Source organism: uncultured Muribaculum sp., assembly GCF_910583865.1.
Classification (GTDB): Bacteria; Bacteroidota; Bacteroidia; order Bacteroidales; family Muribaculaceae; genus Muribaculum.
On record NZ_CAJTYX010000019.1, the window covers coordinates 1 to 16,270 of the forward strand.

The following is a 16,270-nucleotide window of genomic DNA, read 5'->3' on the forward strand; positions in this document are numbered from 1 at the left end:
TATCACATTTCTTGCAATGGAAAAAGTAATTTTGCTATGTACTACTAAAACGCAGGGCGGAGAAGAAAGTTCGTCGATGGAATGATTTTTTTGAATAAAATAATTGATTTATGCATAAGCACCTGAAATATAGAATGTTGCTATGGTGAATAAATTTATGGAAAAATCCCTGTAATTGTTAACGAATGTGAAATGTTGGCTTCATGAAAAAATTCCTCCCAAAACATTTGCTCAAACCGAAAAAGCGTCTTAACTTTGCATCGCAAAACGGCAGAGGCCGCTAAGCTAAAAACAAAAAATACTTCTTGGTGCGTTAGTTCAGTAGGTTAGAATACATGCCTGTCACGCATGGGGTCACGGGTTCGAGTCCCGTACGCACCGCCGAGGAGAGAGGAGAACTCTTTGCAATTTAACCCTCCGGGGTTAGTCGCAAAGAGTTCTTTTTTGTTTCCTCCCCACTTGATTGGACGCACGGATTGCGCGGATAAATATTTCTGCATGATGTGGGAGTAAAATAATCGCGCCGTGCGGCCCGGAGGCTGCGCGGCGCGATGGTTTTTATCTGCTTTTCGGAGGGTCAGCGGTTGGGGAGGTAGCCGCTGACGGGGGTCAGGGTGTAGTCGAAAGTGTAGTCGGCGGGGTGGATGAGGTATTTGTCCATGGGCCATGCTCCCCATGAGTCGATGCATCCGAGTCCCTGCTGGCGCAGGTCTACGCAGAGCTGCGTGAGGTTGTCCTCGTCGATGTCGCCCCAGTGGCGGTTGGCTTTCTCCTCACCTTCGTCGAGGGTGGCGATGGTGTAGTGGAGCGCCGATGCCGAGAAGGGTTCTGCTGCGGTCACCTTTAGGCCGTTGCCGGCGGAGTTGGTGACCACGTACCAGCGGAGGTCGCTGCGTGTGCCGGTCTCCTGCGGGCGGATGTAGGGGTAGGGCATATCGGTGACGGTGATGTCGTAGATGCCGAGGTCGGCCGAAGTGTGGCGGTCGACGTAGTTCTCCTCAGGTCCGCGTCCGTAGAACTCTACGTTCTCGAAGCTCTTGGGCATGTCCATCACCATTCCGTAGCGGAACATGTCGGACACCTTGGCCTCCTTGGCGCCGGGGAGCATCTTCATGGCCTGGCGCACGTTGATCTCGCCGTTGCCGTTGAACGTGTATGTGATGGTCATTGTGGCGTGTACGGCGGGCATGTCATACTGTGCTGTGACGATCCGGCGTCCTGCCTTCTCCTCGTTGACGAGAGATGTGAGCTTCATCTGCGGGTCGAGCCATGCGCGGAACTTCTTCTGCATGCCTGCGCCGAAGTCGTTGTCGGTGGGTGCGCGCCAGAAGTTGGGCTTGATGGATGAGCCCGGGAGGAGCATCTCGGTGCCGTCGACCACGTATTTCGTGATGAATCCGGTGGCCTTGTCAAACACGAGGTCGAGCGACGTGCTTGTGAAGGTCAGCTTGCCGTCGGCATCGGCCGCAGTGACGGCCGGAGCGGAGTCTGCGCAGCGGGCGCACACCTTGCAGTTTGTGCCGTCGTAGGGACGGAGCACGATCTGCTCCTCGGCGGTCACGTGGCCGGCGGGGATGAGGTCGCGCTCGTCGCGTGTGAGGTAGGTGATGTCGAGCAGCCATTCGCCCTTGTCGGAAATCTCGCCGTAGGGGATCTCGATGGTGGCGGTGGCCTGCGGGGCTACGTCGAGTCGGTCGATGCTGCCGGTGCGCACGGGTTTGCCGTCATGGAGCAGGGTCCAGGTAAGGCGCTCGTTGTCGAGCGGGCGGAAGAAGTTCTCGTTGTAGACGCTCACGCGGTGAGGCGCGGCGAGTGTGGTGTGGATCGACTGGTGCACGCGTTTCACCTCCCAGGCGTGGGGGTTGGGCACGCGGTCGGGCGACACTACGCCGTTGTCACAGAAGTTCCAGTCGGAGGGGTCATAGTCCTTCCAGTCGCCTCCGTATGCGAATATCTCGCGTCCGTTCTTCCCCTTCCAGCGCAGCGACTGGTCGACGAAGTCCCAGATATAGCCGCCCTGGAGCTTGGGATACTTGCGGAAGAGATCCCAGTATTCCTTGAATCCTCCCTCGGAGTTGCCCATAGCGTGGGCGTACTCACACTGTATCATGGGGCGCATGTCGGCATTGTCCTTGGCGAAATCCTCGCTCCCCTTGTAGCCGGTGTACATGGGGCAGTATATGTCGCTCTTGCCGTCCTTCTCGGCGCGCTCGTACTGCACGGGGCGCGAGGGGTCGGCCTCTTTTACGTATTCATAGGCCGTGTCGAAGTTGTCGCCGTAGCCGGTCTCGTTGCCGAGCGACCATACGATGATGCTCGGATGGTTGAAGTTGCGCTCCACGTGGCGGCGGTTGCGCTCCACGATCATGTGCTCGAACGCCGGGTTCTTCGCCAGGGCCTTGTCGCCGTAGCCCATTCCGTGTCCTTCGATGTTGGCCTCGGCGGTGACGTAGAGTCCGTACTTGTCGCAGAGGTCATACCAGCGCGGGTCGTCGGGATAGTGGCATGTGCGCACGGCGTTCATGTTAAGCTCCTTCATGAGCTTTATGTCCTGGAGCATGCGCTCCTCGCTCACGACGTAGCCGTGGTCGGGGTCAAGCTCGTGGCGGTTGGCTCCCTTGATGAGCACCGGCTTGCCGTTGACGAGCAGCTGGCCGTTCTTGATCTCCACGCTGCGGAAGCCCACGTTGACGGGTATCACCTCGGTCTCCTTACCCTTTGTGAATGTGGCGCGGAGGGTGTAGAGGTTGGGCGTCTCGGCGGTCCACTTCTGCGGGGCGGTGATGTCGAATGTCTTGGTGACGTTGCCCTTGGCGTTGTCGGTCACGCTGGAGGCAACAGTCTTGCCCTCGGCGTCGATGAGGTCGAGGGTCAGCTTGCCGGAGCCTTTTATTTTGGCGGTGACAGTGAGCTTGCCGTCGGTATAGTTGTTGGTGAGGTCGCCCTGCACGCGCAGGTCCTCAACGCGGTTCTTGTTGCGGGCGTAGAGATAGCTTTCGCGTGCGAGTCCCGAGAGGCGGAAGAAGTCTTGGTCCTCAAGGTAGGAGCCGTCACACCAGCGGTCGATCTGCACGGCGATGTCGTTCACCTTGCCGGGGATGATGTATTTCGTGATGTCAAACTCGTTTTCGAGTTTCGAGTCCTCGCCGTAGCCCACGTAGCGTCCGTTGACCCACAGGCGGATGTTGGATGTCGCCGATCCGAAATGGGCGATCACATCCTTCCCTTTCCAGTCGGCGGGCACGTCGATGGTGCGGCGGTAGGAGCCTACATGGTTGTTTTTGTCGGGCACGAGGGGCGGGTTGTTGTCGAAGTTGCCGCGCCATGCGTAGCCTACGTTAAGGTACACGGGGTCACCGTAGCCGAGCAGCTCCCAGTTGCCGGGGACGTCGATGAGGTCCCATCCGCTCACGTCGTAGCCCTTCTTCCAGAAGTCGACGGGACGCTCGTTGCGGTCGCGTACCCATTTGAAGCGCCACTTGCCGTCGAGCGAAACGAAGTTTTTCGAGGCATTTTTTCCCTGTCCGGCTTTGTCCGCCGATTCATAGGCGAAATAAGACGTGTGCATCGGCGCGCGGTTCACTTCATTCACCTGCGGGTCCTCCCAGGGCTCTGCGGCGACGGCCCATATGGGAAGTCCCGCCAGAAGCAGCGTGCCAAAGATGGCAAATTTTTTTTTCATGCTTTATATTGATTGGGTTATTGGTAATCTATTACGAGATTATCGCGGTACAAGATGAGATATGATATTATTCTACAAAAATAAGAAATATGTTTCGGATTCCCAACATGAGGTGAAGTAGGTGGTACAAGCATAAAAGGATATTTTTTGGTCTATATCGCCTTGATTTACGTGTTACATGTTAAATGAAGTTAACAAGATGCGATTTTGTGGTCGAAAATTATGTTGTATAACATAAAATCCCTTACCTTTGCAACGTGTTTTTCATGGTATTAGATTTAAGGTTAAGAAGATTATTCGTCGTGACGACGAGTAATTTTTTTTATACCTATACGAACCGTTCCGCCGTCCGGATTCTTCATCCCGGCTCCATAGATAATCTAAATCCCGCACGGAGCATATAAAATGCACGGAGATGAATATCGATTCGACGATTCTTCCAATATGCAATTCCAATTTGTTGAATATACTGCTTGGATGTCTACCGCGCCGGACTCGGCCTTATTTTCCGGAGCAGTGGATTATTCCCCATGCATGGTGACAGTCACGCCCGTGCGCGTCCATGCAATCATAAAACCGTTTTGTTGAGCGGATAGCTGCGTATTCATCTTAGTTTGGTTAAATAATAGAAAAAATAGCGTCTATTTGTGAAAGATTACCGTTCACGCCGCGCCTGTCATGGTGGTTAAATTTGCAACTATATTCCGTTAGGGCGAGAAATCCAGTTCTTGCTATGTGCGGAAACATTGCTAACCAATCATAATATCAAAGCTTACCATGAATTTTAGATTCATTCGATTAAGAATCGCGGTGGCTGTAGCGGTGCTCGCCTGCGCTTATGCTATGCCTATGCCGGCCTCATCGTCGCCCGTCGGAGCGACAGCACAAGCCACGGCAGCCGCGACTACAGTAAATGGTGAGGTGCTTGATGCAAACGGCGACCCGCTGACAGGTGTATCCGTAAGCATCGAGGGCAAGGGGATGGTCGGTGTGACCGATCTCTACGGAAAGTTCACCGTAAAGGCCTCGCCCGGTCAGACGCTGCTCTTCACCTATATCGGCTTCTCTCCGACCAAGGCGAAGGTCACCGGTCAGCCGATGTCAGTGACCATGAAAGAGGAGTCCACGGCCCTCAACGAGGTGGTCGTGACCGCTCTCGGCATCAAACGCGCGCAGAAAGCTCTTACATATAATGTACAGGAGGTGTCGGCCGATGAGATCACCGGAGTGAAGGACGCGAGCTTCGTCAATTCTCTCGCGGGTAAAGTGGCCGGCATCAACATCAACGCAGCATCCACAGGCGTGGGCGGAAGCGCCAAGGTGGTGATGCGCGGCACCAAATCGCTCACCGGCAACAACCAGGCGCTCTATGTGATCGACGGCATACCGATGCCGGCTCTTGGAAGCGCCCAGGGACGCGACGCGATGGACTCGTTCACCGGTATGGGACAGTCGGGCGACGGCGCATCCATGATCAACCCCGAGGACATTGAGTCGATCTCCGTCCTTTCCGGCGCCGCCGCTTCCGCTCTCTATGGCAGCGATGCCGCAAACGGAGTCGTGCTTATCACCACCCGCAAGGGCCGGGAGGGCGCTACACGAGTGTCCTACTCCAACTCCACACAGTTCCTCTCGGCGATGTGTACCCCCGAATTCCAGAATACCTACGGGGCGAACACCGGCGATTTCTGGGCATGGGGCGACAAGCTCGGCGAGGCGAGCACATATGATCCCACCGATTTCTTCCGCCACGGCTACAACGAGACCAACGCTGTGACCATCACTGCGGGCAACTCGAAGAACCAGACGTTCGTGTCGCTCGCCGCCACCAACGCCGGAGGTATCATCGAGAACAACGAACTGGCACGCTACAACTTCACCGCACGCAACACCACCCAGCTCCTTCCCGACAAGATCCGCCTTGACCTCGGAGCGAGCTACATGAACGTGCGCGAGCAGAACATGCTCGCAGGCTCGCAGTACATGAATCCTCTCATCCCGCTCTACCTCATGGCACCATCCTACAGTCTCGACACCTACAAGATGTTTGAGATGTACAACCCCGATCGCAACTTCTCCACGCAGTACTGGCCATGGGGCAACATGGGACTGGGCATGCAGAACCCCTACTGGATCACGCAGCGCGACATGTTCATCAACCACAAGAGCCGCACGCTCATCACCGCCGGACTCTATTTCGACAACGTGATACCCGGCCTCAACCTGTCGGCGCGCGCCAAGGTCGACAGCTCGCATGACCGTTATGAGAGGAAGTATGCAGCGTCCACCGATGCCATTTTCGCTAATGAGTTCGGTGCATACTTCCTCACCAACAACGAGACCCTCCAGCTATATGCCGACTTCATGGCCAACTACGACCGCAAGTTCGGCGATTTCTCGGTCAACGTGGTGGCCGGTGCGTCCATCAACGACATAGATTACTCCTACAACACCGACGGCGGCGACCTCAACTCCGTGGCCAACCGCTTTACGCTCAACCAGATCAGCCCCACCGGCACCCACCGTAAGGAGAAGCAGGCGCGCTACCACGACCAGACGCAGTCCATATTCGGCACCGCACAGATTGGATGGAAGAGCATGCTCTACCTCGATGCCACCGGACGCATCGACTGGGCCTCCGCTCTCGCCGGCACCACAAAGGATCATGTAGCATATCCTTCGGTAGGCCTCTCGGCCATCATCACCGAGATGATTCCCGGCCTGCGCGACAGCTTCCTCTCGTTCCTGAAAGTACGCGGCTCATATTCCGAAGTCGGAAATGCCCCGAGGCGCTATGCACCGTTCAAGCACTATACGTTCGAATCGGGCACCCCATCCACCACCCCTACCTACCCTAATCCGAATATAGAGCCTGAACGCACCAAAGGCTGGGAGCTGGGACTCTCCACGAGGCTATGGATGGACAAGATCAACCTCAACGTGTCGCTCTACAAGACCTCGACTTTCAACCAGCTCTTCAAGCCCTCGCTATCCGCCACTTCGGGCTACTCGTCGATCTACATCAACGGCGGACGCATCGACAACAAGGGCATCGAGGTGAGCCTCGCCCTGAATCAGCCCCTCGGTCCCGTGCAGTGGACCTCCAACATCACCTACACGCTCAACCGCAACAAGATCGTGCGCCTGCTTCCTGAGACGGTGCTACCCGACGGTACGGTCATCAGCCAGAACGTGCTCGACATCGTCGGCCTCGGCAATGTCAAGAGCCGCCTCATCGAGGGCGGATCGATAGGAGACCTCTATGTCACCACCCTTCAGCGCGACCACCATGGAAAGATCGTGGTCGACTACGTCGAGAACGACGTCTACAAGGACAACACCGCCGGTCCTTTGGGCGACGGATGGGTCTATGCCGGCAACTCGGAGCCTAAGTACACCCTCGGATGGCGCAACAGCTTCAACTGGAAAGGCCTCTCGCTCGGTTTCCTCGTGTCAGGCCGTTTCGGCGGTCGCGTAGTGTCGATGACCGAGGCCTATATGGACCAGTACGGCACTTCGAAAGCATCGGCCGAGGCACGCGACCTCGGCTACGTGCTCATCAACGGCAGGAAGATGACCAAGCCCGAGAAGTTCTTCCGCAAGGTCGGTGCCGAAATAGGCGAGAACTACGTCTACAAGGCCACCAACATCCGTCTTGCCGAAATCTCGTTCGGTTACGATATACCTGTCAACCGGTGGGTGAGCTGGATCAAGGGGCTGAACGTGTCGTTCATCGGGCGCAACCTCTTCTTTTTCTACAAGGAAGCCCCTTACGATCCGGAGATAACAGCAAGCACCGACATGGGATGGTCCGGCATGGACTACTTCATGCAGCCATCGCTCCGCAGCCTCGGCTTCTCGGTAAAAGTCAATTTCTAATGTGAATACCAAGTCATGAATACCAGAATACTGATAACATCTTCCATAAGCGGTGTCCTGTTGGGGGCCTCCCTCATTCTGAGCGGCTGTACCGACTCTTTCGACGCCTGGAACCACGATCCCGATCAGGCCGACGAGAAGGATATGACCAAGGACAACCTCAACACCGGCGGCTACTTCGCCCAGATGCAGCGCGGAGTGTTCACCGTCGGCAAGGACAAGGGCGGCGAATACCAGGAGCAGCAGATACTTACCGCCGACTTTTTCGCCGGCTACCTCGCCAACGTGAAGAATGCCTACGGTGTAGGCTCCACCCACACCGACCACTACTACATGGTCGACCAGTGGTGCTCCACCCCTTTCAAACTCGGATACACCCAGATCATGCAGCCATGGCGCGAGATCTGCAAAGTGGCCGAGGCTGACAACAGCGCCCGGGTGGCCCGGGCCATGGCCACTATCGTCAAGATATTCGCCATGCAGAGGGTAACCGATAAATACGGCCCGATACCCTACAGCCGCTTCGGCGAGTCGGCACAGGTGTCCTATGATTCGCAGCAAGAGGTCTACAACGCTTTCTTCACCGAACTCGACGAGTCCACACAGGTGCTCTCCGACTTTGTCAACGGAGGCGGCTCCGTCAACCTCGCCCGCTACGACTATGTATATTCGGGCCAAGTGGCCAAGTGGCTCAAATTCGCCAACAGCCTGCGCCTCCGTCTGGCCATACGCATATCGTATGTCGACGAGACCCGCGCCCGCGCCGAGATTCAGAAGGCTCTCGATGCTTCGTATGGCTACATGTCCTCGCCCGACGACGATGCCGTCCTCAGGCAGAACACCTCATTCACGTTCACCAATCCTCTTTATGAGGCCGGACAGTCGTTCAAGGATAATGTGATGAGCGCCACCGCCGAGTGCTACCTTGTGGGACTGGGCGATCCGCGCCTCCCCTTTTACTACCTCCCCGCATCCGAGACGGGAGAGTACAAGGGTATGCGCAACGGCATGACCAACTGCGGCGGCGAGACCTGGGCCGTAAAGACGTCGCTCTCCAACTTCGGGGCCGACTCCCCCATGCCATGGATGCGTTCGGCCGAGACATTCTTTATCCTCGCCGAGGCAAAGCTCCGATTCAATCTCGGCAGCCGCTCCGTGATGGACCTCTACAAGGATGGCGTGCGCGCTTCGTTCGGCAGCGTGGGTGCAAGCAACGTCGAGGCTTACCTCAACAACACCTCCAATGCCGCTCTCTCGGAATGGTCCGATCCCACCTCGTCGTGGAACAAGGTCAGCACTACCTCCCTGCTCACACGTCTTTCCTCGGGATGGGACGACTTCGCCGACAGCGACACCAAGCTCAAGCGCATCATGCTGCAGAAGTGGATCGCACTCTATCCCGACGGACAGGAGGCCTGGAGCGAGATGCGTCGCACGGGATATCCCGGATGGGTCACCCTCGCCACCTACAGTTATGCCTCCGGAGTGGCCAACGGGCAGCTCATCAGCCGCATAAAATATCCCTCGTCGGAATTTACCAATAACACTGCCAACGCGCAGGATGCCGTGCGTATGCTCGGCGGCCAGGACAATGCCGCCACGCGCCTGTGGTGGGATGTAAAACGATAAAACATCTGTGAAATCATGAAAATCCTAAGATATCTGTCGGCCATGGCCGCTTTAACCGCTCTGGCGGCATGCGACGACGTGAAAAGTATCCCCATGGAGGAGATAAGACCTCCCTATACATATGGCGACGCCTATTACGAGAATCTACGCGACTACAAGGCTTCCGATCATGAAATAGCCTTCGGATGGTTCGCCGACTACAACAGCTACTCCTCCGAGGCCACCTCATTCCTTGGGCTGCCCGACTCGCTCGATATATGCTCCCTGTGGGGTGGCATCCCCTCCGACCCGCAGACTCTCGCCGAGATGCGCTTCGTCCAGAAAACGAAAGGCACCAAAATGCTCAGCGTGGCCATAACCCGCATCATGGCTGAAAGCGCCGACAAGGAATTCCGCAAGGTATTCGCCGAAGGCCGCGAAGAGGGGAATGCCGAGAAAATCGAGAAAGGCATCATCATGTATGCAGAGCACTTTCTCGACGGGGTGTTCCTCAACGACCTCGACGGCTTCGATGCCGACTACGAGCCGGAGGGTGATCCCCTGTCGGGCAGCTATTTCGAGACATTCTACAAGCATCTCGCCAAATACATGGGTCCCAACCCCGACATCACCAAGGAGGAACGCCGCGAGCTTATCCGTGAGCGCTACGGCGACGAGATGGCCTCCCGCGACGGCATCTGCGACAAGCTCCTCTGCATCGACGCTCCGTCGGGAAAGATGGGTTCCATGGCTTCCTACAGCAATTATTTCTTCTTTCAAGCCTACGGCGGCGGAACAAGTGGTTCCGGTGGCGGATGGCCCGATGAGAAAGTAGTGCTCTGCTGCAACATGGGCGATAACTGGGGCACTGATCTCCAAGGCATGTACAATCAGGCGGCGGCCACTCCCCGCGGAGGCTTCGGAGCGTTCTATATCCACCGTAATTATCGTATTACGGAGACAAACATTGAGCCATATTATCATTTCCGCCGTTGCATTCAGATTCAGAATCCCGCCATCTATTAATACTGAAATGACATGAAAACCAATATATCATTAATCGGGCTGGTGGCTTCAGCTGCAATCCTGTTTACGGGATGTAGCGATGACGAGAAGATGCCTGACTTCCCCGGCAATCCGAATCCTATAGTGTTTACCGGTGATAATTCGGCCACATTCAAGATTACACAAACTCCGGTAAGCACTATCCAGACTGTGGAGTGGAGTATCGGCGTCAAAAGCAACAAAGCTCCTAAATCCGATGTCAGGGTGACGATGGGTATTGACAATTCCCTTATTGCCGCATACAACGCGGAGCATAAGACCAACTATCAGGCTGTGCCCGCCGGGGTCGTGGTATTTGAGAATCAGGTGATGACTATCCCCGCTGGAGAAAGAGAGTCCGTCGAAGAAACCAAGATGAAGCTTACGGAGGATTCTGAGCTGCTCGCCTCGCTCAACTCTACCGATGGCTACCTGGTGCCTGTGACGGTGACCGGGGTGGAGGGCGCACAGCTCGCTGTGTCACGTTCTTCCGTATCCTACATAGCGCTGCCAATAGTTTTCGACAACGTGCAGCAGGGTGTCGGCATAGAGGCCGCCACTGGAACTGCCGTCAACGACCATACGGGTTGGTTCTGCAATACCAATATCGAGGGTTTTGATGCGTCCACGTTTGTCGATGGAGATCCTGCGACCTATACTACAAGTTATAATTCTGACATAGAATTGGTAGTGGATATGGGACGCGAATATAATTTCGATGCTATAGAGGCATGTTATCAGGAGCCGTGGGGCCAGAAACTGATTCGCGGCAGTCTCAGTGAGGGCACCGACATCTCGATAAGCTCGGATAGCAAATCATGGGTGACGGTTGGAACCGTTAAATCCGGGACTTTTAAGTATGGTACCCAGTTTGTGGTATTGTATGCTCCTATAAAAGCCCGTTATATCCGTTTGAACATACCGAATAAGTTCCAGTGCGGTTCCATCAATATATATGAAACCAAATAATCTGATCAGGAAAATATGAAAAAATATATTTTATCCCTATGCGCGGTAGCGGCCATAGTCATGGCCGGCTGCGACAAGGGCACGGAGTTCAACGACAACGTCTTTGTCACCGGCGCGCTTGACTCACAGAACATCCGCTTCAACATCGACGGCCAGTCGACCATGGCCCTCACGGTGACCTCCTCCATCAAGGCCGAGTCCGACATCAACGTGCAGATGCGCCCGGCACCTGAGCTGCTCGATGCCTACAACAGGAAAACCGGCCGCCAATATCAGATGCCCCCCGAGGATGCCTACTCCATAGAGGATGGCAACGTGGTAATCAAGTCGGGCAGCAACATGTCGACACAGATGATCCTCCACGCCGATTCTGAGGCCCTGAAGGAGGGTGTGGGCTATTGCCTCCCCGTCACCATCTCCGGGGCCGACGGTGGCCTCGTTCCTATGGAGTCGGCGCGGACGGTCTATATCCTGTTCACCAAGGTGATCAGCATCAAGGTCGCAAACCTCGGAAGGTCCGGTGGCTACGACATCAAGGGATTCTGGAAGAGCGTCAACGAGAACACTCCAGTAGAAGCCTTGCAGCAGATGACCCTCGAGATGAAAGTGTTCCCCCTGTCGTTCGGCAGCAATCCGCGCAACGGAAACGACATCAGTTCGCTCTGCGGCTGCGAGGAGAATTTCCTCTTCCGCTTCGGCGACGGTGCCGGTAATCCTACCAACAAGCTACAGCTTGCCAAGGGTGCTATCGGAGCCGACAGCCACCCCAACAAAAAAGATCATTACGACACCTGGGCCGAAGAATTGTTCCCCACAGGGCGCTGGCTTCACTTCGCCGCCGTCTACGACGGTAAGTACCTCCGCATCTATCTCGACGGGAGGCAGATACATTTCGTGGAGACGAAAAATGGCGGTACCATCAACCTTTCCATGGCCTACAACGGTCATGACTGGAGCGACGGATTCACCATCGGACGCTCCGCAGGAAACGGGCGTAACTTCAACGGCTACATATCGGAATGCCGCGTATGGAACGTGGCCCGCACGCTCGACCAGCTCAATAACGGCATCTGCTATGTCGATCCCGACTCCGAGGGCCTCGTCGCCTACTGGCGCTTCGACCATGAGGAGAACGGCACGGTGCGCGACGAGACCGGCCATGGCTATGACGCTACACGCTTCGGCTCCGTCACCTACGTCGACGGGCAGAAGTGTCCCTATTGAAAATTTGCATCAATGGTACTATGAAGGTTTATTAGAAGATGACTTTAGTGTGAAAATGAGTGGATATGGAGTGGCAGTGATGTCGCTCCATATTCTTTTTATGCAGGTCTGTCGGGACGGGAATGGGCTATGGATGGAAAAAACGGATGGACCAGAAAAAAGAGGTGCATATCTTCACAGACGGGCACCTCTATAACCAAAATTCAAGTATATATTCTCTGTAGTCTAACAAAATGTTGCCAACTGTCAACAATCATAGGGAGCCTGCGGAACGTCAGTCGCCAGGCAGATATGAGAAAGAAGAGTGGAATCTTACGTTCTTGCGACTGTGTTATCCGAGGTCCCCGAGGGGTAACTTTCAACAAGCTGATGCAAAGTTAGTTTTTTATTTTGAGTTACAACAAATTCAAAATCAAAATAAAACTAAAAAAGACGATTTTCTTGAACTTTATCGACAAAACTTTGTTATGCACGCATTTATGTGATTTATATGGCAAAAATACCGCGTTATTGGACCTCCTTGATTATTGTTTATTTGGTTAATTAACGATTTTAACTTTACTTAACGCGGTCGGGCGCCTTCCGAGACTGCTTCGGAGTCACGGATGACATAGTCCGGGCGTAGGGGTACACATTCTGATAAATCTACATCCACCTTTATTTCTCTGTGTGCTCCGTGTGCTCTGTGCGATATAAAAAATCCACGCTCCGGAATCTGCATCGCGCAGCCTCCGGAGCGTGTTTCGTGTCAGAATGTGCCTATGAATGTGAATTTATTGTACTTTGACCTGTGAGAGCTTCACCCATCCCGAAGGAGTCTTGTCGCGCGACACGGCCAGCTGTATTGCCGGGGTGTTGTTCTTGCGGGTGTTGACGATGGCCACGCCCCAGGTGTAGTCGCCCGCTGAGACGGAGGGCTTCACTGAGAGGGTGTAGTCGTAGGGGTTGCCCGAGCGCCATTCGGAAGGCTCGCATCCGTTATCGACGAACACCTGTACAGCCTCGCCGGCGGCGTTGAGGAGGGCGAAAGCCACCTTGTACTTGTAGTTCCACTGCGGCAGGTTGTTTGGGAAATAGCCCCAGCCCACGTTACGCCAGCGATGTCCTATCGAGGCATCCGCTCCACTCTTCATGGCCGTCGGCATCGACACCTTCTCGGGGTACAGGCGGTAGCCACCCTCGGCGTTGAAGCGCTTCACGAGGTTGAAGCTCGTCTTGAACCATGACTCCGTCTCGTCGCCCACGCGGAAGTCCATCATATTGACGTGGGCCTCCTTCGACGAGTCGAACTCGCCCTGGCGCACATCCTCCGGATGGTCCCTGCGGTAGCCAGCGCCGTCGTTCCAATAGCTGTGGGAGCTTACGATATAGCCGCCCTCCATCAGTATGGGGAGCTTATAGGCCCATGTGCGGGCGAAAGCCTTCTCCCAGTCGGCGTAGCCCCAGTCGGCATTGTTCATGCCGAACGCGTCGGAGCGCAGGCAGTAGCCGTTCTTGATGGCTATCCCCATAAGTGCCTCGCTGTCGGGCTGCGCCTCCTTGCCGGAGCTTACGGGGTGGCCGAGCTGGCGGTGGTAGTTGATCACCAGGGGCACCTCGGTGAAGTTGTCGGCATACAGGCGTGTGATCCACTCCATGGTGTTGGCCTTGTATTCGACAGTCTTGTCGGTGATGGCGTTGCCCTGCTCGTAGCAGACGTTGTGACCCTCGCCCCACTTGCCCAGACCGTAAGCGTCGATGAAAGCAGTGGTCTCGGGGTTGTTGAAGCGCTGCGCGAAGGCGCGCACGAACTTCTCGTAGTACTGGCGCCAGATCGGGTCCATTGCGAGGGGAGTCTTGCGGTCGGGATATTTCGAATCTTGCAGCCAGTATTCCGCGCCTGCGTCAAACACGAACTGCGGGGTGTTCTCCCTTTGGTCGCGTCCGTCGACCACCACGCGGAATGCTATCGGCAGTTTAAGCTCTTCGGCGCGGGCCACGAGCTTGGCTATTTTGTTGTTGGGGTCCTCCCATGCGTATTTCCCGTCGGAGGGGTTGAGCGACTTCCATCCGGTGCGGATGTAGCATGCCGAGGAGTAGTCGCGCACGTAGACGTTCTTGCCGAGCTCCGACAGGTAGATCTGTTTGTCGAAGTATGAAGGCTCGGCCGATCCTGACACGTACATCACCCATCCGTTCATGGGGTTGCGGAGCATGTCGGTGGTGTTGACCGACATGGTCAGCTCGGTGTTGCCTGCTATTGAGGGGCCTGCGCCCTGGCCTCCGCCGTTGCCGGTGCCCGGATCGTCATCGCCTCCGCCGCATGAGCCGAGCATCAGGGTTGAAGCTGCAAGAATGCTGAATATCATTTTGTTGTCTGATTTCATGATTGTGAGTGTATTTACAGGAGAGGGAGGATGTTGCAAGACTCGATATTTTTATCGTCAGATGTAGGGATGCACCCCCGGTGCATCCGCCGACCGATTGATAGCCGGAGCTTGACCGGCGGATGCTCCCGGGGTGCATCCCTACATCTTAGAGTTTTGCCATATCCTCTTGGTCGCTGTGGATTATTTTTTCTGCGCGAGGAGAGTATTGTTACGGAGGTCGAATATTATAAAGTTCGTTTCCGAAGGCATCTTTATATAGGAATTGCGAGTATTGCTGTCTGCTCCACCGTGGAGATAGAATACTTTATTGAGTTCGGCGGCAACTTCCTGTTTACCTCCATCGGCAGTAAGCGGGCATGTGAAGCAGTAGGCGTTGTTCTGATTGTGGGCCGGATTATGATTTTCTTCAGTTTTTCCGCAGTTAAAGTCTTTTGAAATACAAAATTTCATGGGGCCTGCAAGTGTTTTGAGGGGATTGTTGGCACCATCGAAGATAAACACCTGCGGGTCGGCCAGCGACTGAACGAGTCCGAGTGTCTTGACGCCCCATCCTGTGCCTGACCCGAAAGCATATAAATCGGTTACTTCGATAGTAACAAAAGGCTCTTTTACGTCACCGTTGGCCTGGAATGTTACTACGAGCGGCTGGAGGTCGGTTGCCTCAGAGTAGATGGTGGCGGTCTTATCGGTCATGTTAATCACGATGCGGTATTCGCCGGCGGCAGGCACTGTCCATGCGCTCTTGGTCTCGGTCATCTCGACGCGCATCGGAGTGCCGTCGGCTATGGCTGTAGAGCCGTCAACGTTGTGGAGGTAGTAGGTAACGCCGTCGAATTCCACCGGTATCTGGAGCTCGCCTGGAGAGAGCGTGCCCTTCCATGCATAGACGTTCTCGTTCTCAAGGGTCTTGTTGATCTCGGTGCTCTCGGCCACTGCGTTGCCTCCTACCGACATCTTGTCGCACGCGAATATGATTACCTGTATGGGCTTCACCTGGGCGCTGACCTTGCGCACCTCCGGGGTCTCAAACTCGCTGCCGCCTGTCCAGTCGGCAATCACGCGGAACTCGAGGGTGAACGGTTTGTTGACGGGCAGACCCCAGCGGTCGGAGTACCAGTTGTTGAGCTGCTCGTGGGTGAACGTTGCGGTGTAGCGGCCTGTGGCGTCGTCGTAGGTGTAGTCAAATCCCACGCCGGAGGTGATCACCGTCTTTGAACCGAAACTGTTGCCCAGCACGTCGAGTTCGGCCTTGTAGTTGAGCATGTAGTCGTCGGGCATCGAGCGGGCGGGAGTCCAGCTGAATGTGATGGCCGGGGCCTGGAGGTTGTTCTCGTCGATCTCTACTGTCGGGTTCTCGCACGTGAGGTTCATCGTCTCGTGCACCGGATCGATGTCGGTGTCGTAGGGATCGTAGGTGCACGAAGCCGTGGCAAGTGCGGCCGCCGTTATTGCGGCAGCTTTGATATAAGATATATATTTCATGTTTTATCCTTTG

The 16,270-nt window shown here is 55.4% G+C and carries 8 protein-coding genes and 1 tRNA gene; 6 read left to right on the forward strand and 3 right to left on the reverse strand.

From position 1 onward, the window contains the following. The first annotated feature begins 307 nt into the window (after nt 1–307). Nucleotides 308–381, forward strand: a tRNA-Asp gene (locus QZ303_RS05870). A 196-nt stretch (nt 382–577) separates the two neighbouring features. On the opposite strand, the gene QZ303_RS05875 is transcribed toward QZ303_RS05870, so the two are convergent. Then, on the reverse strand, nt 578–3,682 hold the full coding sequence (locus QZ303_RS05875) for a glycoside hydrolase family 2 TIM barrel-domain containing protein (protein WP_295730477.1): 3,105 nt from the start codon (nt 3,680–3,682) through the stop codon (nt 578–580). A gap of 777 nt (nt 3,683–4,459) precedes the next feature. On the opposite strand from QZ303_RS05875, the gene QZ303_RS05880 reads away from it, so the two are divergent. From QZ303_RS05880 to QZ303_RS05900, 5 genes are read left to right on the forward strand one after another with little or no spacing between them, the layout of a single operon-like run. Continuing rightward, nucleotides 4,460–7,561 (forward strand): SusC/RagA family TonB-linked outer membrane protein, encoded by a 3,102-nt coding sequence (locus QZ303_RS05880; protein ID WP_295730480.1) that lies wholly within the window; start codon nt 4,460–4,462, stop codon nt 7,559–7,561. 15 nt (nt 7,562–7,576) lie between these two features. Continuing rightward, nucleotides 7,577–9,190, forward strand: a complete 1,614-nt coding sequence (locus QZ303_RS05885; protein WP_295730483.1) for a SusD/RagB family nutrient-binding outer membrane lipoprotein — start codon at nt 7,577–7,579, stop codon at nt 9,188–9,190. 15 nt (nt 9,191–9,205) lie between these two features. Continuing rightward, the gene (locus QZ303_RS05890) at nt 9,206–10,195 is read left to right on the forward strand and encodes a glycoside hydrolase family 18 (protein ID WP_295730485.1); all 990 of its coding nucleotides are present in this window, start codon (nt 9,206–9,208) and stop codon (nt 10,193–10,195) included. 12 nt (nt 10,196–10,207) lie between these two features. Beyond that, on the forward strand, nt 10,208–11,182 hold the full coding sequence (locus tag QZ303_RS05895; RefSeq protein ID WP_295730488.1) for a DUF1735 domain-containing protein: 975 nt from the start codon (nt 10,208–10,210) through the stop codon (nt 11,180–11,182). 15 nt (nt 11,183–11,197) lie between these two features. Then, the gene (locus QZ303_RS05900; protein ID WP_295730491.1) at nt 11,198–12,406 is read left to right on the forward strand and encodes a DUF1735 and LamG domain-containing protein; all 1,209 of its coding nucleotides are present in this window, start codon (nt 11,198–11,200) and stop codon (nt 12,404–12,406) included. A gap of 773 nt (nt 12,407–13,179) precedes the next feature. Here QZ303_RS05900 and QZ303_RS05905 read toward each other — a convergent pair. Both QZ303_RS05905 and QZ303_RS05910 read right to left on the reverse strand, forming a co-directional pair. Further along, on the reverse strand, nt 13,180–14,772 hold the full coding sequence (locus QZ303_RS05905; RefSeq protein WP_295730494.1) for a DUF4832 domain-containing protein: 1,593 nt from the start codon (nt 14,770–14,772) through the stop codon (nt 13,180–13,182). A 183-nt stretch (nt 14,773–14,955) separates the two neighbouring features. Next, nucleotides 14,956–16,257 (reverse strand): SusE domain-containing protein, encoded by a 1,302-nt coding sequence (locus tag QZ303_RS05910; RefSeq protein WP_295730497.1) that lies wholly within the window; start codon nt 16,255–16,257, stop codon nt 14,956–14,958. Nucleotides 16,258–16,270 lie beyond the last annotated feature (13 nt).

Bases quoted from the DNA above. Each gene is read 5' to 3' on its own strand.
- QZ303_RS05875 (WP_295730477.1), bottom strand. From the start codon at position 3,682: ATGAAAAAAAAATTTGCCATCTTTGGCACGCTGCTTCTGGCGGGACTT.
- QZ303_RS05880 (WP_295730480.1), top strand. From the start codon at position 4,460: ATGAATTTTAGATTCATTCGATTAAGAATCGCGGTGGCTGTAGCGGTG.
- QZ303_RS05885 (WP_295730483.1), top strand. From the start codon at position 7,577: ATGAATACCAGAATACTGATAACATCTTCCATAAGCGGTGTCCTGTTG.
- QZ303_RS05890 (WP_295730485.1), top strand. From the start codon at position 9,206: ATGAAAATCCTAAGATATCTGTCGGCCATGGCCGCTTTAACCGCTCTG.
- QZ303_RS05895 (WP_295730488.1), top strand. From the start codon at position 10,208: ATGAAAACCAATATATCATTAATCGGGCTGGTGGCTTCAGCTGCAATC.
- QZ303_RS05900 (WP_295730491.1), top strand. From the start codon at position 11,198: ATGAAAAAATATATTTTATCCCTATGCGCGGTAGCGGCCATAGTCATG.
- QZ303_RS05905 (WP_295730494.1), bottom strand. From the start codon at position 14,772: ATGAAATCAGACAACAAAATGATATTCAGCATTCTTGCAGCTTCAACC.
- QZ303_RS05910 (WP_295730497.1), bottom strand. From the start codon at position 16,257: ATGAAATATATATCTTATATCAAAGCTGCCGCAATAACGGCGGCCGCA.